Origin of the sequence: Dolichospermum sp. UHCC 0260 (genome assembly GCF_009711985.1) — a bacterium.
Classification (GTDB): domain Bacteria; phylum Cyanobacteriota; class Cyanobacteriia; order Cyanobacteriales; family Nostocaceae; genus Dolichospermum; species Dolichospermum lemmermannii.
On sequence record NZ_VIKZ01000108.1, the window covers coordinates 1 to 19,911 of the forward strand.

At 39.0% G+C, this 19,911-nt stretch carries 16 protein-coding genes and 2 pseudogenes; 12 read left to right on the forward strand and 6 right to left on the reverse strand.

What is annotated here, in order from left to right; all coding sequences use genetic code 11:
* Positions 1–312: 312 nt before the first annotated feature.
* The 7 genes from FJR08_RS22530 (at position 313) to gshB (ending at position 6,222) form a co-directional block, all read left to right on the forward strand.
* A complete protein-coding gene (locus FJR08_RS22530) occupies positions 313–558 on the forward strand; it encodes a Calvin cycle protein CP12 (protein WP_015081465.1) in 246 nt (81 codons plus the stop codon).
* Between the two features lie 205 nt (positions 559–763).
* The gene (locus FJR08_RS22535; RefSeq protein ID WP_015081466.1) at positions 764–1,354 is read left to right on the forward strand and encodes a DUF3177 family protein; all 591 of its coding nucleotides are present in this window, start codon (positions 764–766) and stop codon (positions 1,352–1,354) included.
* A 158-nt stretch (positions 1,355–1,512) separates the two neighbouring features.
* A complete protein-coding gene (locus tag FJR08_RS22540) occupies positions 1,513–1,812 on the forward strand; it encodes a hypothetical protein (protein WP_015081467.1) in 300 nt (99 codons plus the stop codon).
* A gap of 55 nt (positions 1,813–1,867) precedes the next feature.
* Entirely contained in the window at positions 1,868–2,983 is a 1,116-nt protein-coding gene (cbiD, locus tag FJR08_RS22545) for a cobalt-precorrin-5B (C(1))-methyltransferase CbiD (protein WP_168634647.1), read from the forward strand.
* Between the two features lie 162 nt (positions 2,984–3,145).
* Positions 3,146–4,768 carry a glutamine-hydrolyzing GMP synthase gene (gene guaA, locus FJR08_RS22550; RefSeq protein WP_015081469.1) on the forward strand — a complete coding sequence of 541 codons (1,623 nt, stop codon included), beginning with the start codon at positions 3,146–3,148 and terminating at the stop codon, positions 4,766–4,768.
* Between the two features lie 113 nt (positions 4,769–4,881).
* Positions 4,882–5,142: a glutaredoxin 3 gene (gene grxC, locus FJR08_RS22555; protein WP_168634648.1), complete on the forward strand. Its 261-nt coding sequence runs from the start codon at positions 4,882–4,884 to the stop codon at positions 5,140–5,142.
* A 117-nt stretch (positions 5,143–5,259) separates the two neighbouring features.
* Positions 5,260–6,222 carry a glutathione synthase gene (gene gshB / locus FJR08_RS22560; protein WP_168634649.1) on the forward strand — a complete coding sequence of 321 codons (963 nt, stop codon included), beginning with the start codon at positions 5,260–5,262 and terminating at the stop codon, positions 6,220–6,222.
* A 928-nt stretch (positions 6,223–7,150) separates the two neighbouring features.
* Here gshB and ftsZ read toward each other — a convergent pair.
* The 6 genes and pseudogenes from ftsZ to FJR08_RS22590 form a co-directional block, all read right to left on the reverse strand.
* Complete coding sequence (gene ftsZ, locus FJR08_RS22565; RefSeq protein WP_168634650.1) at positions 7,151–8,455, reverse strand: cell division protein FtsZ; 1,305 nt, start codon at positions 8,453–8,455, stop codon at positions 7,151–7,153.
* A gap of 852 nt (positions 8,456–9,307) precedes the next feature.
* Positions 9,308–10,249, reverse strand: coding sequence for a cell division protein FtsQ/DivIB (locus tag FJR08_RS22570; protein ID WP_168634651.1), 942 nt, complete (start codon positions 10,247–10,249; stop codon positions 9,308–9,310).
* 626 nt (positions 10,250–10,875) lie between these two features.
* Positions 10,876–11,238 carry a hypothetical protein gene (locus tag FJR08_RS22575; protein ID WP_168634652.1) on the reverse strand — a complete coding sequence of 121 codons (363 nt, stop codon included), beginning with the start codon at positions 11,236–11,238 and terminating at the stop codon, positions 10,876–10,878.
* Positions 11,239–12,252: 1,014 nt separating this feature from the next.
* Positions 12,253–12,370 (reverse strand): annotated as a pseudogene (locus FJR08_RS22580) (IS5/IS1182 family transposase); the annotation flags it as partial.
* A 283-nt stretch (positions 12,371–12,653) separates the two neighbouring features.
* Entirely contained in the window at positions 12,654–13,853 is a 1,200-nt protein-coding gene (locus FJR08_RS22585) for a hypothetical protein (RefSeq protein ID WP_168634653.1), read from the reverse strand.
* Positions 13,854–13,925: 72 nt separating this feature from the next.
* Positions 13,926–14,114, reverse strand: a complete 189-nt coding sequence (locus FJR08_RS22590; RefSeq protein ID WP_168634654.1) for a hypothetical protein — start codon at positions 14,112–14,114, stop codon at positions 13,926–13,928.
* Between the two features lie 503 nt (positions 14,115–14,617).
* On the opposite strand from FJR08_RS22590, the gene FJR08_RS22595 reads away from it, so the two are divergent.
* From FJR08_RS22595 to FJR08_RS22615, 5 genes and pseudogenes are all read left to right on the forward strand, one after another.
* Entirely contained in the window at positions 14,618–15,448 is an 831-nt protein-coding gene (locus tag FJR08_RS22595) for a photosystem II manganese-stabilizing polypeptide (protein ID WP_015081475.1), read from the forward strand.
* Positions 15,449–16,123: 675 nt separating this feature from the next.
* Positions 16,124–16,915, forward strand: a complete 792-nt coding sequence (locus FJR08_RS22600; protein ID WP_041458140.1) for an RNA polymerase sigma factor SigF — start codon at positions 16,124–16,126, stop codon at positions 16,913–16,915.
* A 106-nt stretch (positions 16,916–17,021) separates the two neighbouring features.
* On the forward strand, positions 17,022–17,879 hold the full coding sequence (locus tag FJR08_RS22605) for a hypothetical protein (RefSeq protein WP_168634655.1): 858 nt from the start codon (positions 17,022–17,024) through the stop codon (positions 17,877–17,879).
* 26 nt (positions 17,880–17,905) lie between these two features.
* Positions 17,906–18,154 carry a hypothetical protein gene (locus FJR08_RS22610; protein ID WP_015081478.1) on the forward strand — a complete coding sequence of 83 codons (249 nt, stop codon included), beginning with the start codon at positions 17,906–17,908 and terminating at the stop codon, positions 18,152–18,154.
* A gap of 207 nt (positions 18,155–18,361) precedes the next feature.
* Positions 18,362–19,911: pseudogene (locus tag FJR08_RS22615) on the forward strand (hypothetical protein); the annotation flags it as partial.

A 19,911-nucleotide genomic window follows, 5' to 3' on the forward strand; every position in this document is an offset into this window, starting at 1 on the left:
AAATTCATATCAATAAAACTTTAAGCTTATAAGCGAATATATTAGTTTACGCTAAACTATCAGAGGCTTATAAGCGATATTCAAAGTCTGTATTCAAAATGAAAATCTGGTAAGTTATAAGTATAACAGCTTATGATATTCATGGGATAATACTCTGGACATATTTCGCTGAATGAGCCAAAAGCCTATTTGCAAGATATTAGCCACTGGAATTATCACCAAAAGTGTAAAACTAGTGATCTCAGAAACAGAAAACTACAATTTTCAAATTTTTTCTATACTAGTATAAACAAAACATAAGGAGAAATAATCATGACTAACACCCAAACACAAGCTACTGGCGACATTCAAGAAAAAATCCAAGAAGAACTTGAACAAGCCCGCACTGTATGTGATATCTCAGGTAGCAACTCCGCTGAATGTGCTGCTGCTTGGGATGCTGTAGAAGAATTGCAAGCGGAAGCTTCTCACCAGCGTCAAATCAAGCCTAAAAACGCTTTAGAGCAATATTGTGATGCTAACCCAGAAGCAGATGAGTGCCGTCTGTACGAAGATTAGAATCAGCAGTTGTGCTTTTTTCATTAAGTAACAATTTACTGGAATATCAATGGTTTAAACCTCCATTAATTAATGGATTTGAACTAGACGGGGAATAAACTCCCCGTTTTTCGCTTTTGAGAAAAGTCCCCAAACTGAATTTTTCTAGAATAGCTAACGCTATCAAATATCTATTCACAAATTTTCTATTTTTGTTATTGACTTTATGACACAAGTATGGTTTCGCCCTTATGTTTGGATGGATTATAGACTAGCGTTATTATTTACGCTGATTATTCCTTTAATTCTTTCAATTTGGGCATTTGTGCAAAAAGCTGAAGGAATGCAACGCTTATTAATGATTTACTGGCGAGTGGCTAGTTTATTAATTGTTAGTATGTACTTAATGATTGGTAGCTTTGGAGTTAGTTTCATCTCTGCTTTAATGGCGCGGATTCTGATCCCAATTGCGCTATGGTTTTGGGTAGATATCAATGATGAAATTGACTATTATCCCCATAGTCCATTAAAATTAAGTTTTACTTCTTGGCGTTGGGCGACAACAGTTTATTGTAGTTTAGGGGCAATAGCCCTTTTACCCTTCCTAGGTTGTGCTTTTTCAGGAACTGCGATTAAAACTCCTTACTGTAGTGTCTGGTTAGAAGCACCATTAATCTTTAAAGACTATTTTCACCACAATAGCAAACCTGCTTTTCTAGGGTTTTTGGGGATAGTGACTTTAGCAATTTACGTAATTTATTTAAGTTATTTTGTCGCGGTTAAACTCGGTAAACATGGACGTTCCGCTACACATTAAGCAATTGAAAAGTTAGAAAAAATTCTGAACTGTGATTATTCGGATTAATTATCTAAATAAAATTCATCACACAAATCATAGTTCCGACTTGTTTTCCTGATCAATAAATCATCCAAATCAAATTCATCACAAAAATCGTAGTTCCGACCGCTGAATTAATGAATAACTCTGTTGGTAAAAGACTGGAACAATATACAGTCAAAAAATCCCAAGAAGTTCTCATCGTCACTGTCAAAATTGATGATGAACCTGATCAAATTGCTGTGTTTAAAGGCTTTTCTAGTTCTTTGATGCGCCCAACAGCTTATGATCCAGATGTCCCAGTGTTACCAGATAAAGCTACAATTATCGCAATTGACAGAATAGCAAGTCCCTATAATCCTGATTCACCCCGTTATCTTCAACAAGATATTTCTTGGGAAGATATGCAGGTTTTATTATCAAAAATGGGAATTTAGATGAAGAGTGGGTAAGATTTTTTGAATTTTGAATTGTTAATTTTAAATTGTTAATATGTCGCGTTCTGGATACACTTTGCCCGTTTTTGCTTGTGCTGCTGCTGTTGCGGCTTTGCATTGGTTACGCTATCATCAACCCCTGACTGTGACTTCTGTAGATTTGATTACACCTGCTGAAATTGCCGAAATACCCATTGAACAAGTCGCAGGAATATCAGAAAATCAGGCTTTGGCTATGACTCGCAGTGATCCAGGTGATAACCTAGATTTAACAAAGAATACACCGATTTGGGCGATGGTGGCATGGTACGAGGGAGATGGAGAAGCGGTAATTATTCAGGGTGGAGAGGGGATTGGGAAGCAACTCAATGGTGAGGGGAAAGCCGCAATTTATGGTTATGCCCAAAAGTTATTCCAGGAAAATTTACAGCGATTATTAAAACCGACGGAAAAAATCAAGGTAACAATTATTTTACCAGAAGGGCGATCGCTTGCAGTCCGTACTTCTAATTCCGCGTTTGGAGTAGTGGAAGGACTGTCTTTATTAGGAACAACAGGGATTTCTCAACCTTTAAGTACACCAGATCAATTAACAGCTTTTCGTGCTGATTTAGCCGAAAAAGCCAGTCAATTTCCCACTTTGGTCTTTTGTATTGGGGAAAATGGCCTAGATTTAGCTCAAAAACTCGGTATCAACCCCGCACAAATGGTAAAAACTGCGAATTGGTTAGGTCCAATGTTAGTCGCTGCTGATGTTTTAGGTGTCAAAGAAATTTTATTATTTGGTTATCACGGTAAATTGATGAAACTAGCGGGGGGAATCTTTCACACTCATCATCATTTAGCTGATGGTCGCCGGGAAATTTTAACTGCCCATTCTGCTATGCTAGGATTAGGGTCTTCCGATATTCAAACCATTTTTCAGAGTCCTACAGCAGAAGCAGCATTAAAACATCTGAGAATTCTCGATAGTAATAGTGGTAGTAATTGGGTAAATCAGGTTTATAGCTCCATTGCAGAAAGCATTGATACCCGTACTCAAGAATATATGAATAGCCATAATGAACAAGGTAAAACCATGATAGCTTGTGGTTCTGTACTTTTTGACCGCGATCGCCAAATTCTCGTAAAAAGTAAAACTGGTTGGATATTACTGGAAAAATTGTGCTAAATTAATAGGAATTATCGTAAGTACCACAAATAAATATTTTTAACTATGATTTGTATAATTAATTTGTTTAGATGATTAATTAATCTGTTATCACCATTAATCACAAAAATCATAAACATCACAGTCCAGACTTCTTATCCTTAACAACACACCCTCCATAGCATGAATACAGCGGTGACTCTACCAACCGAAAAAATACCTCAAACACCAGAAAATTTGGGGAAACTTAAAGGTCAAATAATTGTAATTTTAGACTTTGGCTCTCAATATTCTGAATTAATTGCGCGTCGTATCCGCGAAACTCAAGTATATTCAGAAGTTATTTCCTATCGCACCACAGCCGAACAGTTACGCGAAATCAACCCCAAAGGTATCATCCTTTCCGGTGGACCAAATTCCGTATATAGCGACTACGCTCCCCATTGTGACCCAGAAATTTGGAAATTGGGAATACCCGTTCTCGGTGTTTGCTATGGTATGCAACTCATGGTTAATCAACTGGGTGGGGAAGTTATCCAAGCCGAACGGGGTGAATATGGTAAAGCATCTCTATACATAGATGACCCCACAGACTTATTAACTAATGTCGAAGAGGGTGCAACCATGTGGATGAGTCATGGAGATTCAGTCACAAATATGCCTCCTGGCTTTGAGTTACTGGCACATACTGATAATACTCCTTGTGCAGCGATCGCTCACCATGACAAAAAACTCTATGGTGTGCAATTTCACCCCGAAGTCGTCCATTCTCAGGGTGGTATAGCCTTAATTCGCAACTTTGTTTACCATATCTGTGACTGTGAACCAACTTGGACAACAGCCGCTTTTGTCGAAGAATCAATTCAGGAAATTCGCGCCAAGGTAGGAGACAAACGGGTATTATTAGCATTGTCTGGCGGTGTAGACTCTTCAACTCTAGCTTTTCTTCTGTATAAAGCCATTGGTGAGCAGCTAACCTGTGTATTTATTGATCAGGGTTTCATGCGAAAACTAGAACCCGAAAGATTAGTAAAGTTATTTAAAGAACAATTTCATATTCCTGTAGAATATGTTAATGCCCGGGAACGATTTATCTCAGCTATTGCTGGAGTAACTGATCCCGAAGAAAAGCGTCGCCGCATTGGACATGAATTTATCAGTGTTTTTGAGGAGACATCAAGGGATCTTGGGCATTTTGACTACTTAGCTCAAGGGACACTTTATCCAGACGTGATTGAATCTGCTGATACCAACGTTGATCCAAAAAGTGGTGAACGGGTAGCAGTGAAAATTAAAAGTCATCACAATGTGGGTGGTTTACCAAAAGACTTGAGATTTAAACTGGTAGAACCACTGCGAAAACTATTTAAAGATGAAGTTCGCAAAGTTGGGCGTTCCATTGGTTTACCAGAAGAAATTGTCCAACGTCAACCTTTTCCCGGCCCTGGTTTAGCAATTCGTATTTTAGGTGAAGTCACCTCCGAACGCTTGAATATTTTGCGAGACGCTGATTTAATTGTTCGTCAAGAAATTAACCAACGTGGTTTATATAATGAGGTTTGGCAAGCTTTTGCGGTTCTGTTACCAGTTCGCAGCGTTGGGGTGATGGGTGATAAACGCACCTATGCCTATCCTATTGTTTTAAGAATTGTCACTAGCGAAGATGGCATGACCGCAGACTGGGCGCGAATTCCTTACGATATATTAGAAGCAATTTCTACCCGCATTGTCAATGAAGTAAAAGGTGTAAACCGTGTGGTTTATGATATTACCTCTAAGCCACCTGGAACTATTGAGTGGGAATAGGTAATTGGTAATTGGTAATTGGTAATTGGTAATTGGTAATTTAAAAAACTATTACCCATTACTACTAAACTTGAGTTTAAAATTAAGAAGTATTGCATTTCTTTGAAAATATTATGGCTGCAAAAGTAGAAATTTACATTTGGACTACTTGTCCGTTTTGTGTTCGTGCTAAAAGTCTACTGAAAAGTAAAAGTATTGATTTTATCGAATATAATCTTGATGGAGACGAAATAGCCAGAGATAAAATGTCCCAAAGAGCTAATGGAAAACGCTCCTTACCACAAATTTTTATTAATGATATTCACATTGGTGGTTGTGACGATATCCATACTTTAGACCGTCAAGGTAAATTAGATCAGATGCTAGTTTCTTAAAATATTGTGGATCAGATCCCCGACTTCCTTCTCTCATTTTTCCTTGAGATGAATAAATTAATTGGAGAAGTCGGGGATATTTAATATTAAAACTTGTAGATAAAAGAGGTATAAAGGATGAAACTAGCTTTTATTATTGATCCTATCCATCGGCTTGATCCATGTCATGATACCAGTGTTGCTTTGATGGAAGCAGCGCAAATTCTGGGACATGAAATTTGGATAACTCAGGCAAATTTGCTGAGTGTTATTGATGGCAAAGCCTGGGCTTCCTTGCAGCAGGTAGAACTCGTTCCTGTGGAGTTACTAGAGGGACGTTGGTTGGCAGTTAATTCTTGGTTTAAATTAAGTCCTAGCGCCTTTACTGCTTTAGAAACAATGGATGCCGTATTTATGCGGACAGATCCACCTGTTAATGATGCTTATCTTTATGCTACCTATATTCTCGATTATGTTGACCAAAATAAAACTTTGGTAATAAATGATCCGGCTGGGATTCGTAGCGCTAATGAGAAAATGTATGCTCTTCAGTTTAGCGAATGTATTCCCGAAACAATTGTCAGCGCTGACAAGCAAGTTATTCGCCAATTTGTCGCAGCTAAAGAAGCAACAATTCTCAAACCCTTGGGGAATAAAGCTGGGGAAGGCATTTTATTCTTACAATCAGGCGATCGCAATTTTAACTCCATTGTCGAACTTAGCACGCTCCAAGGTCAAGTTCCAGTTATGGTACAAAATTATTTACCCCAAGCCAAGGAGGGAGATAAACGGATTATCTTACTCAATGGTGAACCCATAGGTGCGCTAAATCGTCTTTCTAGTAGTAGTGATTTTCGTAATAATATGGCCACTGGTGGAACAGTGGCTCAAACCACCATTACCCCAAGAGAACAGGAAATTTGTAGCCATTTAGCCGCAAAACTCCGGCAAGATGGCTTAATTTTTGTTGGTATTGACGTAATTGGTGGCTACCTAACAGAAGTTAATGTCACAAGTCCCACAGGTATCCGGGAAATTGACCGTCTCGACGGGACTCACATAGCTCATCAGGTTATTCAATGGGTAGAAGCGAGTAAATAGGCAGGGAGCAGGGGAGAAATTTATTTACTTCCTCCTCCTGATAACTGATAATTTGTATACAGCACTTAGCCTCAACTGAGACTGTGAATTTAATGTGACATACTCTACACACTCACCTGAAAGGGAGTATGGGTTTCTCAGCGACTCTTCTTTGAAGACGTTGACTGAGCTTTGAAGCCCTATGCCCTAGGGTCTTTTGGAGATAGTTGACACTCTCCGCGTCTTTAGACGCGGAGATTCTATAGAGAGTTTCAGTCTATATCCCTCAGTTATCCCAGTTTCAGGCAGGGTTCCTTAAATATTTGGGTTCTTGCCCTGATTTCGTTTGCCCTGGCGGGCGAAATCATATCTGACAAGCGTAACTTTCCGAGAGTCCCTCGGTAGCTTTTTATGTCTTTAGTGACAATTTAATTGTCTCACGAATATGGATTAAAAGAATGCAGAATTTAGAATTTAGAATTTAGAATTACGTTTTGCAACGGGGATTTTACCCCGACGCAAAACCCGCTGCTTGTAGAAGCAGGGGACTTTAACCCCCAAAGGTAAGTTAAAATTTGAAATTATTTCAAATTTTCAAATTAACGTCAATGCAGGATAAAGGAAAGCCTCTAGCCTTCATCCCTTGTCTAAAGCCCAAATGTGGCTGACTCAGGAAGCCACATTTTCAAGGGTTTTCGGCGTTCTTCCTTATAATTTTGAACTTTTTTAATAGGCTGCTTTTCAGCATTTAATTGAGTTACACCTATTGATTAGAATTATATCAGATACTTGGAGAGAAACCAAGAAAGTGTTCATTCCTCATCGACTAACATTGCTGATTTCGCTAGTTAGTCAAAAAAGTCACTCGCGCCTATTCATCTCATCACTTCCCTATCGGTTAGATGAGAGGCTTCTACTATTTAAGCTAAAATCTCATATTCACAATCAATTAATTTCTTGGTGGTGTCCGTCGTCTTTGCAGAAAATCGGGAATATCCAAAGAGGGTTTTTCTTTTGGTGGTTCTACAGATGGAGTGGGGTTATTAACAGGTTGTTGTAGTGGTGTAGGTCTTCTAGTGGTAGTAGTAGTGGGAATGGGAGTGACAACTCTAGGAGTAACAGTAGTTTGTGCAGATGGAGGTTGGATATCACCTGTAAATCCAGTCGCAATCACAGTAATTCTGACTTCTCCTTGGAGTCTGTCATCAATTACCGCTCCAAAAATAATATTGGCATTAGGATCAACCACTTCATAGATTGTTTCCGCCGCAGCATTAACTTCATGCAGGGTCAGATCACTACCACCAGTAATATTAAATACAACTCCTCTAGCTCCTTCAATAGAACATTCCAATAAAGGTGAAGAAATGGCGGCAATTGCGGCTTCTCTGGCCCTAGATTTACCCGAACTCACACCAATTCCCATCAAAGCTGATCCTGCATCTGCCATCACAGCCCGCACATCAGCAAAGTCAACGTTGACCAATCCAGGAATAGTAATAATATCAGAAATTCCTTGTACACCTTGACGCAACACATCATCAGCATAGCGAAAAGCTTCTTGCACAGGAGTTTGCTCAGGAATGACTTCCAACAGCTTATTATTGGGAATAATAATTAAGGTATCCACCCGACTTTTCAAGCCTTCAATTCCTTGTTCCGCTTGGCTAGTGCGTCTGCGTCCCTCAAAAATAAATGGTCGAGTCACTACACCAACGGTGAGAGCGCCCATTTCCTTGGCTATTTCTGCCACAATTGGGGCTGCACCTGTACCTGTACCACCACCCATACCAGCGGTAATAAATACTAGATCCGCACCTTCTAAAGCTGTGGCAATTTCATCACGAGATTCTTCCGCCGCTTTTTGACCAATAGCCGGATTTCCCCCTGCACCCAAGCCTCTAGTTAGTTTCTGCCCAATTTGCAAGCGACTAGGAGCGCCCGCTAAAGTCAGAGCTTGAGCATCAGTATTAATTGACCAAAACTCAACACCGGATACATCAGACTCAATCATGCGGTTGACAGCATTACCACCACCACCACCCACACCAATTACTTTGATGTTGGCAACACGGCCTGGCACAATTTCACCAATACCGCTATTTTCGAGAGAAATTCTCTTGCCATCTTTACCTTGAGCAAAGTTAATTCCAGAATTATTAAAGGGATTGCTTGAGTTAACTGCCAGAGAAAACCCTGGTTGTCCGGGATTTTGAGAGTTATAGATCAGCCCTTGGTTATTATCAAGTGTCATTGGATTTGTGAAAGGTAGATAAACGACTTTTTGCGGTGTGATTCACCTAAGAGTCAAATAATTGCCAAAATAAATTTTGGCACGCTATTTTATTTTTTTTACTATTCCCTAGCCTACATGATGGCAGGTGAGATGTGGCAATTTGTCCATGAGAGAGGTATAAAACCTCAGTTGCAGAGTCAGATGTCCAGCCTGGTGCCTTCTAACTCTTTCTCCTTTGGGATTGTTGATTAGCTGTACAGTTTATGATACTAGCTGCTCATGTTGCTGACTCCCCCCCTATTCCTTTTAAGAATAGTTCTAAAAAGTATAGACATTTATTTATCTCATCTTCTTTGTCAGCAGCAGATCACTTCAACAATAGCGTTAACTAAACTCAATACCTTCGCCATTTTTTGCTTTGTTGGGTTAAGCGACAGCGCAACCCAACGCTCATGTTGGGTTTCATCCTTCAACCCAACCTACGAATCAAGGCTTTTTTCAATTTGGCTAAGGTATTGCTAAACTCCTGGGCAGATCCCAGTATAACAACCCTATCTTTGGGCAAAAAGCTGTGATGACTGGTTGATATAAGATATTCAACTGGTTATTAACTGTTTGATAGAGCTTAAGCTTAGTCCTAGTAATAAGTTTTAATAACCTCCTGAATTTTTTTAGAATATTTTTTAGTTATTAATTTTACAACCCTTAGCATGATTTTTTAACTAACGGTTAAAAAATTCTATATCTATATGTATAATATATACCTAATTTACAAAAATATAAAATTAGCAACTCAAGTTACTAATTTAAAAGATTTGCCTATTCAGCTAGACAAAGGCCGAAGGGAGTAGAAAGAAAAAATGTTGAACTTCAACGGATTGGTGTTTTGTACAGTGGCTCTGATTTCTTAATAACTAAGCCTGGATTTTTTTGATTCATCTGTACTAAGGGAACAGCGGGATTTTTGATATCAATGTAATCTATATGACTAGGATTAACTTCATTCGGTAAACGGCGCATTTGTACAAGTGCTTGAATTTGCTCAGGTAATCTATTGCTAGGGCTGCCTAAATGCACAATTCCTAATTCAGTTTTCAAAATTAAATTTGTAGGATCTTGAAAATTAATTTCTGTCACTTTTAGAGAACTGTGACTGATAGCTTCATAAAGTTGAGTCCAGAATGGCTTGTATTGTGCGATCGCACCAATTACTATGAGTCGAGGTAATTTTGCTTTGGGGTTAATGGAGATATACCTTGATAAAGGCATCCACACGCCACTAGCATCCAGTAAACCTAGTTCATTTTGTTGATTAGCCATACCGCTATTTTGCAAACAAGACTTAACCTCAGAAGGCTTACCCGTGAATGAAGGAGTCAGAACACAACTGGTTATCCTTTGATTTTTGGTTATTTGGGCGATCGCTACTGGTACTCGTTCCTGGATTTCAATAATTAAACCAGGAGGTAATAACCGCCGTCTAACCGTAGCTTGGGCAATGTTCGGTTGTTTTCTTAAAGAATCAGCAATTAGGGAAGGTTCAATCCGCCATAAAGACTGGGGAGATGACAACCCCAACAATGAATAAATATCCTTTTGGGTCAAAACTTGACCACCAGATTTGATCACTATTTGCCCCGAATCCTTTAACACCCACATTGGTTGAATTGCTACCCAGAACAAAACCGAGGCCAATCCAGTGACAGCCAGCGTCCGCCAAATAGCCTGAAGAATTTTGAGTTGTCGCTGCCGACGCAATTTTTGGCGGCGTTGAGCTAAATTTGTCCGAGAAACTGATAATATCCCAGCCATTGTTTTCCTCTTGTAAATATCAGTCCAATTTATTCTGGATATTAAATTCGCTTATCTAGCAATTAAATTTAGCTAACATCATGGGTATTATGGAGAAAATTAGCTTTTAACAATAGTACCCAACGCATTGTAAATTCGGTAAAACTTTCCCACCTCATAAATTTACAGAAATATCCGGTAAGAGTAAAGCTCAGTCACTTTAGTGCTGAGATACAAGCGACACGAGCAGTTCGACTTCGCTCACTGACCACGAATTTATTCGCTTAATTCATTGACTGGTAACAATGGATGTGATAATATTTCATGAATTCCAGAATTTAAGTATAACTAAACGACGTAAAAACCTAACTTATGTGGTTGAGTGCGTAGTCATACCTAACGGTATTGCAGTTTAGGAAAGCTAAATTTGGTGAAAAATGAAATGCAAAAATCGAGTACGGTAGGGATACGGTCATTAAAGCTTTAGGAGAATCAACCTCTGTTTTTGTTGGAGTAATCCAGTAATTGTAAGTTGGCTCGTTGATTAAAGAATCTCAGTGTCTTTAGACCTGAGAGTGTCAATCTTGATGGTGATGCTTTCACCATCAAATCCAAAAATATTTAATTTGTTAATTTTAAATATTGAACTATTCTGACGAGTTATCAATTTTGAAAACATCATGAGTATAGCTGGTAAGAGCATCCTCATCAGTAACTTCCTCAGACAAATTTACCAATAACGCCTGTACTCGCATTCGGGAAATATAAGGCCAACCCCCCTCAGATTCAATATCTCTGAGCAGCGAGTATAATCTTTGGCGATTATCAGGCAAATTTTCTTGAAACACTCCATCTCGAATTTCTTTGTGCAACTTTTCTAAATGACGTAACAAAGCCAGTAGAGAAATTATATCTCCACCGCAAGTTTGAGCTACATCTTTAACCGCACCAGAAATCGCTTGTAGCTGGCAGGACAAGTCCCCAGATGTCAAATTTTGATCATGGTTCATGGAACGTTTTACTCCATAAAACTAATACGATACTGGAAAAGTCCCTAAATTGATCAACAAAAAAGTCAAATATTGCAGTATGCACGGGAGCATTCCAGTTTAGAACTAAGCAGAAATACTCTAGAGTGTGGAATGTGTGTTGCAACAACTATTCCCAAATAAAAAATACGATCGCCCAAAATCAAAGCGATCGCAACTTTCCACAAAGGTTAAAAATTATTACTGAGACAAAAATAATAATTATCGTCTCAAATTATGCCTCAGCCCTGACAAAGAAAAGAGCCGTGCGTGGTCCCATCTCTATGCCTCCACGATTCTTTGAACCCCACTCAGTAATGTATTTTTGGCCATCATCACCCTTAGCCACACACATTTTGAAGTTATACTGTAATTCGTCATAGCAGCCAACTTCTAAACCGGGCATTTTTGCAGCTTCCACATCAAATTTTGTACCAGCCTTATTGATAATGGCTAAACCTTGATCTCCGCGCTCGATAAAGAGCAAATTGGGATTGTCCGCACTAGCAGCAATGTCATTACCATTGCGATAGTATTGAGGTTGTGCGTCCATTTTCTTATGAAATTGAGTAGCAGCAACAACTGTAGGGTTGAAGGCATCAAAATTCAAAATCAGGGGTGTTCCTTCGTTAATCGCCAATACATAAGCTGTTGCTAAGGGTAAATCCCCACGATCAAATTTCCAATTATCAAACTGTCCAGGAGCCCAAGTATCATGATTGCGAGCAAAGGTAACAGCATCCTTACCAGGCAAAGCACGTTGGGTATCTGATGGATTGACTAAAGAGCGCAAATCTCCACCAACATTGAAAGCATCTTTTAAGGTATTGACCAGTTGAAAATCTGTGACTTTGGGGAAAACAGGGATATAACTCATGCTCTCGCCATAATTGTTACCGATGACCTCACCATAGTAAAGCTTGTCATTAGGGATAACTGCAAGGATCTTCTGCATATCCTGCCGAGAAATGTGCTTGGCAGCATCAAAACGTAAACTGTTAATAGTTTGAAATTCTTTGAGAGTTTTAACCATTTTCTTAAAAGTCTTTCTTCTCACTCCAAAGCGACGCTTAAATGCTCTTGGTTTTAGTTGTTGGATGGATTTATAGTTCATTTTTTCATCACCTCAGATTCTGATAATGACAGAATTTGATTTTATCTTTTTTTGGTGATGTTTTTTCTGTCAGACGTTCCGCGATTACAACTATCGCTACAAATACCCCAGGTATCAATCTTTTTAGTTATCTCACCCCATTAAGATTAAAAAAATCAACTATCATAACACAAAATCAATTCTGCAAGAGGTCTATTTATCTTCCTCATTACAGAGTTAATGGTGATAATTTGATCAAGACATAGTTACTTGATTTATAAATATGTCTTGGATGACTGATTTATTAGCGGATGTAGGTAAATGTCACTTTTTGCTTTTTGAATTCTTGATAGTTTTCAGAATCGATTATTTCTTCTACCGATTTCACTTTTGCCGCATAGGTGTAGGGACGGATTTGGGTGTAATCAGGAGTGCCATTTTGGAAGGCAAAATATAAAGTGCTGGGCAAATCGTGAATTTCTTGTCCAGTTAAATAGCCAACAATTGCGTGTTCAAAGGTATGGAAAGCATTTTTCCAGGAGTGTTGTTTGGGAAAGTGAATATCAGGTTTGTTGTCAGCAGCATTTACCCAATGCCAAACTCCTTTGTTTTTATGATCTACCATGTGTTCAAACCAGTAACTATAAGTTGTTGGTAGATATTTGGCGTAAGATGGATCTCTGAGGCTCAAAGTAGCAGCAACCTGATCTAATTCGGCTAAAATCCACCACTCTTTGTCTCTTTCTACTTGTCCATATTCATTGATTCTACGTCCCCAAGTACCATCTTCCAGATAAGCTGCTTCTAGGATTTTTGGGGCTGCTTCTTGAGCAAACAACACTAAATCGTAGTGTCCGGTTAATTTGCCAACTTCATAAATTAACCACAAGGTTTTAATGGAGTGACCGAAATCTGTATGATCTGTGCCTAATTTCTTGTTCTTAGAATCGGTAATTGCTCTCCAGAAGATATTCTTATCAGGAGTGTAGAATTGTTCACTCATGATGGTGGCAAGATGCACTAAATCATCTTTCCAATTTTGCTGAAGTTTGACACCATTAAATTCAGCGGGTAAAATTGGTGTGAGCAACATCATATAGGCGTAAACTTGATCCAGTTGCGCTACTAATTCTCTTTGTTGAGTGCTAACTGTCTCTACAGTACCATCGGGATTTTTGTAATCCGTATAATCAGCTTTTACCCAGGAAATTAAATCCCATTCTTGATCGTAGTAATAGTCGAAAATGTAGTTTTTGAGATTCACTATTTCCTGTAAAACTTGAGTATCTCTGGTCAGATAGTAGTAAAATGCTAATCCAGAAATAGCATATGTCATATCTTGACTGATGCGCTTCGTTTGTTCAGGTTGCCCATTTCCTGTTCTATCAAAGTAGGTATAAGCTCCACCTTTTCCATAGTAGACTAATGCATTAGCTCGCAAGTAATCTACACCTGCTTTAGCATAGCTGAGATATTTTTTATTTCCAGTCAGGTTATAGGCCACACCGTAGGCAAATACTTGTCTTGACTTGGCTCTAACATACTCTCTGTCAAGTTTAACGATGCCTGGAATTGGTTATGCTAATTCTATGCAAGGTTTAGCTTTGTCATATAAAGAGCCATCATTGCATCTATAGGTGGGAAAGTTGCCATTTTCCCCAAGGGCTGTATTTTGTGTCCAGAAAGGTAAAAGATCATCATTAAGATGCTGTAACCACCTATCTCCCTTGGGTACAGAATTGATTATTAGTCCTATGTTATTCACATATAAATTTATACTCGACAAACAATCTCTTAATTCACATTCCTTAGTTCCACACTAAAATGTTACCGTATACACTTGTATGAAGGATAAAAATTAGGCCGATAGCCAACCAGCACTCTTACTTTCACTCCCAACTTTCAAGAAATACGACGCGAAGCCTAAATTCTGACTTCTGAATATATATCTTTCTAACTATTCTCAAGTAACAAGAATCCTTGATGGTAAGGTAGAGAAGGCTTTTCCATTATTTGTGCTGGATGACAGCCGAATTTAAGCACTAGAGTGCTTTGATTTTGAGTTAAAAAAAATCGTATGATCTGGCTAATTTCCCTATCCAAACACTTTTGATGTATGTACTGACAACACATACATCATCCAGAATGGATGCGGTTCGCTGCTTAGTCTATGGTTTGAATTCCAGGCTCAGAAACGCAATGCGTTTAAGTGCGTTCAGTAAAGCAGTTTGACAACTTAGATATTAATTTTTGAGATTGAGGTTAACCATGAGGTATCGCGCTTTAATTGTTGCTTTCTTTGCTCTATGCTTAGGGCTAATCACAGCTTGTAGTGATGCACCTTCTGCAAGCGTCAGTGATGTCCTCACCTACGAACAAATTCGCGGCACAGGGTTGGCTAACAAATGCCCCCAACTGACAGAAACCAGTCGTGGTTCAATTACTGTTGATCCTAATGTGACATACAGCATCAAAGAACTTTGTTTAGAACCAACCAGTTTCTTTGTCAAAGAAGAACCTGCTAACAAACGTCAAAAAGCAGAATTTGTATCTGGTAAAGTTATGACCAGATATACTTCTACCATTGACCAAGTACAAGGTCAGCTAACTAGCAATCCAGATCATAGCTTGACTTTTACGGAAGAAGATGGTCTTGATTTTCAAGCTATCACCGTTAAACTTCCTGGTGGTGAATTAGTACCTTTCTTGTTTACCATCAAAAGCTTGGTTGCACAAACACAACCTAATTTAACTAGCATTAACACATCCACTGACTTTGAAGGAACTTTTAAAGTCCCTTCCTATCGTGGTGCAGCTTTCTTAGATCCTAAAGGTCGTGGTGTTGTTAGTGGCTATGACAATGCTGTAGCTTTACCAGCCGGATCTGATAATGAAGATCTAACTCGTACTAATGTCAAGCGGGCAGAAATCCTCAAAGGTAAAATTTCCTTGCAAGTAGCCAAAGTAGATAGCACTTCTGGTGAAATAGCTGGGACTTTTGAAAGTGAACAACCTTCTGATACCGATTTAGGTGCAGGTGAACCTAAAGAAGTGAAGATTCGTGGTTTATTCTACGGTCGAATTGAGCCTCGCGCCTAAATATTGATACAACCTCATGGGAGTTTAAAATCCATAAGTATTTTGGTAATTTAGTAATCTAATATACCTCCATGAGTTTGGAAATGAACAACAATTCAGCAGTCACGAAAATTTATTTGTGGCAATACCTTAACCAAGATGCACTCTGCATCTTGGTTTTTTTTTGGAAAACTAGGGTTGTTTAATTTCCACGTAAATTTACTGATTTAAAATTTTATTTTTTTTTTGCTGAAAAGTTGGAGATGAATTTAATTATTTAATTACGTAATATTACTCATTCAATCAAGAGAAGACAGCAGATAAACAAAAATAATCGCAGCCCAAAGCTTGATCCTCATCAACTATTGCCAATTCTCAAGACCTATAAGCAAATCTCATAGTTAATTAGTTAAATTAGGCGCAATCCCGGTTTATTATTAGATTGCTAATTGTATATTTTAAGTTTATGACAGTTGTTTAATAAATTAGGAAGTATACTCAACTAATTTGAGTAAAAAAAATATCAGGACAATCTTGCCATTGCTAATTGTATTGTGCAGAGCATTTACGGCGATTTTGTCTGGACAAGATTTTTCTGTGATGTAGGATTTGCAACCATTCAGCCAAGAGCAGAAATAGTGACTAGTTTTAAAAGCGATTATATACCAAATATACTTGTTCAAGAACCAAAGTGTTATGCCTAATAAAACCACTGACGAAACATCTACTAACAAACTGAAACATGAAAATTCACAGTTGTTGCGAGAGTATCAGCAATCCCGTTCGGAAAGAGTTCGCAATCAACTGGTAAAACTCAATTTTGGACTAGCCAGAAAGGAAGCCCATTATTGGATTAATCAGTGTAATGAGAGCTATGAGGATCTTCTCCAGGTAGCCTGTATGGGCTTAATTAGAGCAATTGAGAAATTTGAACTTTCTAAGGGAAATGCTTTTAGTTCCTATGCGATGCCCTATATTCGTGGTGAAATTCAACATTATTTGCGAGATAAAGGCGTAACTGTGAGAATACCCAGACGGTGGTTAGCACTCCAACAACAAGCTGTTGGGCTTTCCCGTTCTCTGTCCGAGCAATATAATCGCCCACCGACTGATAGCGAATTAGCGGCTGCATTGGCAATTTCTCTGAGTGAATGGCAGGAAATTAAATTAGCATGGATTAACCGCGCTCCGTTGAGTTTGGATGTACCTATCCAAGATGGAGAAGAAGGCTCTACTTGTTTGGGTGAGTTAGTTCCAGATAGGAACTATCGCAGTTTTCAATTAGCCCAAGAAGACAAAATTAGGTTACAACAAGCCCTGACTCAGTTAGAACAGCGGACTCGTGACGTTGTTGAGTTTGTATTTTTCTATGATTTAACCCAAAAACAAGTAGCAGCACATTTAGGCATTAGTGTTGTCACAGTTTCTCGCCAAGTTAAAAAAGGCTTAGATATGTTGAAAAAGATTATGGGGGTGACGGAAGATTAGTTATAGAATAACCCGGTAAGCGTAAAACTCAGTCCCTTTAGGCTGAGATATAAGCAACTCGTGCGACTTAAGTCGCAGTCTTTTCTATAGTTTTTGAGAGCAGCTAATGGGTAAAAATTCGCATATTACAGCTACAGCCGCAACTATTTTAGCAACCTTGGCACTGACTGGCTGTACGGTGGGTGAACCGCCAACAGCTACTAATACTGCCAGTCCTGCACCAACTCCTAGTCTTCAAGCAACTGCGCCGCAAACGACACAGCCACCATCTTTGGCTCAACCTTTTAATAATCCTCTGATATCTACCAAACCACCAGTGAGTCCTGGGTCAGTTGGTAGTTTGATTCAACCGACAAATGCCACAGAGCGGTTGGGTGTGGTACAGAAAGGACGAACAGACCCCTTTGGGCAAATTGTGGAGAAGATAGGTTCTAGAACTACTAAGCTACCAGGTGAAAAAATTGCAGTTCCTAAATTACCCCCTTTACCTACAGTAACTCAGCCTAAATTAATTCCACCGAAATCAATCAAGACAATAGCAACTAAACTGGCAATTTCATTACCCAAAAAATCCCCACAGATAGCTATAAAACCAGTTTTACCCACTGTTTTAGCGGGATCTCTCCCCTCTCCTAAACTCAAAACTGTGTTACCAGTAGCACGACAGCCGGAAACCGCTAGAGCAGTGATTGTGAGTGGTGTAATCTTAATTGGTAAAGTACCTCAAGCAATTGTGAAAGTACCGAATGAGCCAACTAGTAGATATGTAAAACCAGGTCAAAGGCTGGTGAATGGGGTGTTAGTAAAACGGATTGAAATGAGCCAAGGTGCTAATCCTACCGTGATTTTGGAACAGTACGGTATTGAAGTTGCTAAACAAGTAGGGGAAAAACCTTCTAAAACATCTAAACCAGCAACTACAGCTTCTGTGGGTAATGGTATTTCTGTGATTAAGCAAGTTTGAAAATCTTGTGGGAGCAAAGAATAGATATGGTGACACAAGAGAAAATAGAGTTTGCTGGTTTACCCTTGGCTGTATATCGGGAAATAGCAGCGCATCTCCGGCAGGTGGTGGGGGTAGAAGTGGGATTAATACCGCAAACATCCTCAGAGTTTGATTACAACCAAAGTCAAATTTCTGGGTTATGGATTTCATGGACAGCAGCCGCTGATGAGGAAAGTCGGTCAAGGTGCAAGCAGATAGTGGCTTATTATCAAAACCGCTATGAATGTGGATAAAATTCAATAAGGTTCTAAAACCACTGTACGGGCGAAGCATTTGGAGAACTATTTTTGGCAATGACCGATAATTTATCTTCCAAATGCTTCGCCCCTACTAACAACTGACGACTAAACTTAGGTTAATAGCAGATGGCTGGGTTAAACTGACAAGCAAGTTAATGCAAAATATTAATTGGCTGCTCTTAGGTTTGGGCGTTATTTATAATGGAAAACTGGCAATTTCTGATACAGAAACAGGGAGACCACAATTGGCGGACTTTGGAGTCGCCAAATTTAAAGATTTTAGCGGATAATTACCGAGTTTTGGCTCGTTCTTATCTGAATAATATGGATGTTGATGTGCGAGTGACTTACATATCAACCCAGGATGTTCCACCGAAACGGCGAATTCTCAAGCGATCGCGTCGGACTAATAGTGAAGGATTGATGGCGGTAATTCCTTTTACCCACTTTAAACCAGGGATTTGGGAGTTACGATGCTCTGGAGATATTATGTCAGAGATGCTCGGTAAATCCTGGCAACATACTCTCTTTATCCAAGTATCACCCCCAGAACCTAGTCCCCAGTCTCTAACTCAACTGGCTGAGGAATCTGATCTGGCTTCAAATGCTGATACTCAAGTTAGTATAGTTATGAATCATGGAACTCCAGTCTGGTTTAAGGGGGAAACAACTGAGCAGATTTTACAAAACTTATTAGATTTAGCCTTACCTCAAGATGAACCTTTGCTGGATGAGGAGACTATTGAAAATGCTCCTACTTTACCGCCACCTTTAGCACTAAATTTGACTTTAGATCAAGATACTTATGTTGCTCGTTGGGGAGACAATTTTATCATTCATGGCGATGTGGAAGTCAATGAAATGGAGAATCTGGAAGATGAGAGATTTGCCATGAATGGTGTGAGTCAGCTACGGCTAGAAATTGCCCTGCGATCGCCTTCAGAATCAAGAATCCTTAACCACATAGATCAGCCATTAACAGATCAAGTCTTACCTTTTAGCTTTAGTACCCTGATTGATATTCCCCTTGATTGTGAATCTAAGTTGCTTTTAGCAGATATTAATTTATATGGTGCATTAGCTGATGTTGGTGAAGTCATACTTTTAGCTAACCATACTTTCACAATTACAGCCGATGTCACTGATTTACTAGCACTACAAACTTCTCGGTCGGATTACCGTGACTACTCTTTACCAGAAACTAACCCACCAGTTAAGCCCAAGCCCTCTGTCAAGATTCGGTTAGAACTTTTCAATGTGGCTAAAAGTCCCAAGTTAGCACAGTTTCACATTTTAAAGCCCTCCCCAAACCAACCTTTACCACCCCAAATTAAACCCCTGATATCCTGGCAAGTTCTTTCACCACAGTTGCCAAATTTACCTCACAATCCCAGAAGTGAGATTAATACTGATTCGGAAACAGATTCCCTCACAAAAACCCTGGCTATTCACCCAATTGATTTGAAAAAGTTGGTAATTAAACCAGTTAATACTATTTTTCCCTACTTGAAACGATTAAAAGTTAAGCCTGTTCCAGGGAAAACAGCCAATGATCAGTTAAATGTTGAAAAATTAGCAACTTTGCAGAAATCCCCACAGCTACCGACTGTAGTAACTTTACCAGCAAAAATACCAGAATTACCAGTAGATAATCTTCCGCAGTCCGATCAGTCTATGATTGATGATACATCCTATGCAGAATTAATAGCAGAGATTGTGGCGGGGGTGACTAAAAGTGAAGAATTAGATTT

What these genes read in the sequence shown, in the direction of transcription:
- FJR08_RS22600 (WP_041458140.1), top strand. Translation starts at nt 16,124, where the DNA reads ATGCCTAATAAAACCACTGACGAAACATCTACTAACAAACTGAAACAT.
- guaA (WP_015081469.1), top strand. Translation starts at nt 3,146, where the DNA reads ATGAATACAGCGGTGACTCTACCAACCGAAAAAATACCTCAAACACCA.
- grxC (WP_168634648.1), top strand. Translation starts at nt 4,882, where the DNA reads ATGGCTGCAAAAGTAGAAATTTACATTTGGACTACTTGTCCGTTTTGT.
- FJR08_RS22610 (WP_015081478.1), top strand. Translation starts at nt 17,906, where the DNA reads ATGGTGACACAAGAGAAAATAGAGTTTGCTGGTTTACCCTTGGCTGTA.
- FJR08_RS22540 (WP_015081467.1), top strand. Translation starts at nt 1,513, where the DNA reads ATGAATAACTCTGTTGGTAAAAGACTGGAACAATATACAGTCAAAAAA.
- FJR08_RS22605 (WP_168634655.1), top strand. Translation starts at nt 17,022, where the DNA reads ATGGGTAAAAATTCGCATATTACAGCTACAGCCGCAACTATTTTAGCA.
- ftsZ (WP_168634650.1), bottom strand. Translation starts at nt 8,455, where the DNA reads ATGACACTTGATAATAACCAAGGGCTGATCTATAACTCTCAAAATCCC.
- FJR08_RS22530 (WP_015081465.1), top strand. Translation starts at nt 313, where the DNA reads ATGACTAACACCCAAACACAAGCTACTGGCGACATTCAAGAAAAAATC.
- FJR08_RS22535 (WP_015081466.1), top strand. Translation starts at nt 764, where the DNA reads ATGACACAAGTATGGTTTCGCCCTTATGTTTGGATGGATTATAGACTA.
- gshB (WP_168634649.1), top strand. Translation starts at nt 5,260, where the DNA reads ATGAAACTAGCTTTTATTATTGATCCTATCCATCGGCTTGATCCATGT.
- FJR08_RS22570 (WP_168634651.1), bottom strand. Translation starts at nt 10,249, where the DNA reads ATGGCTGGGATATTATCAGTTTCTCGGACAAATTTAGCTCAACGCCGC.
- FJR08_RS22595 (WP_015081475.1), top strand. Translation starts at nt 14,618, where the DNA reads ATGAGGTATCGCGCTTTAATTGTTGCTTTCTTTGCTCTATGCTTAGGG.
- FJR08_RS22575 (WP_168634652.1), bottom strand. Translation starts at nt 11,238, where the DNA reads ATGAACCATGATCAAAATTTGACATCTGGGGACTTGTCCTGCCAGCTA.
- cbiD (WP_168634647.1), top strand. Translation starts at nt 1,868, where the DNA reads ATGTCGCGTTCTGGATACACTTTGCCCGTTTTTGCTTGTGCTGCTGCT.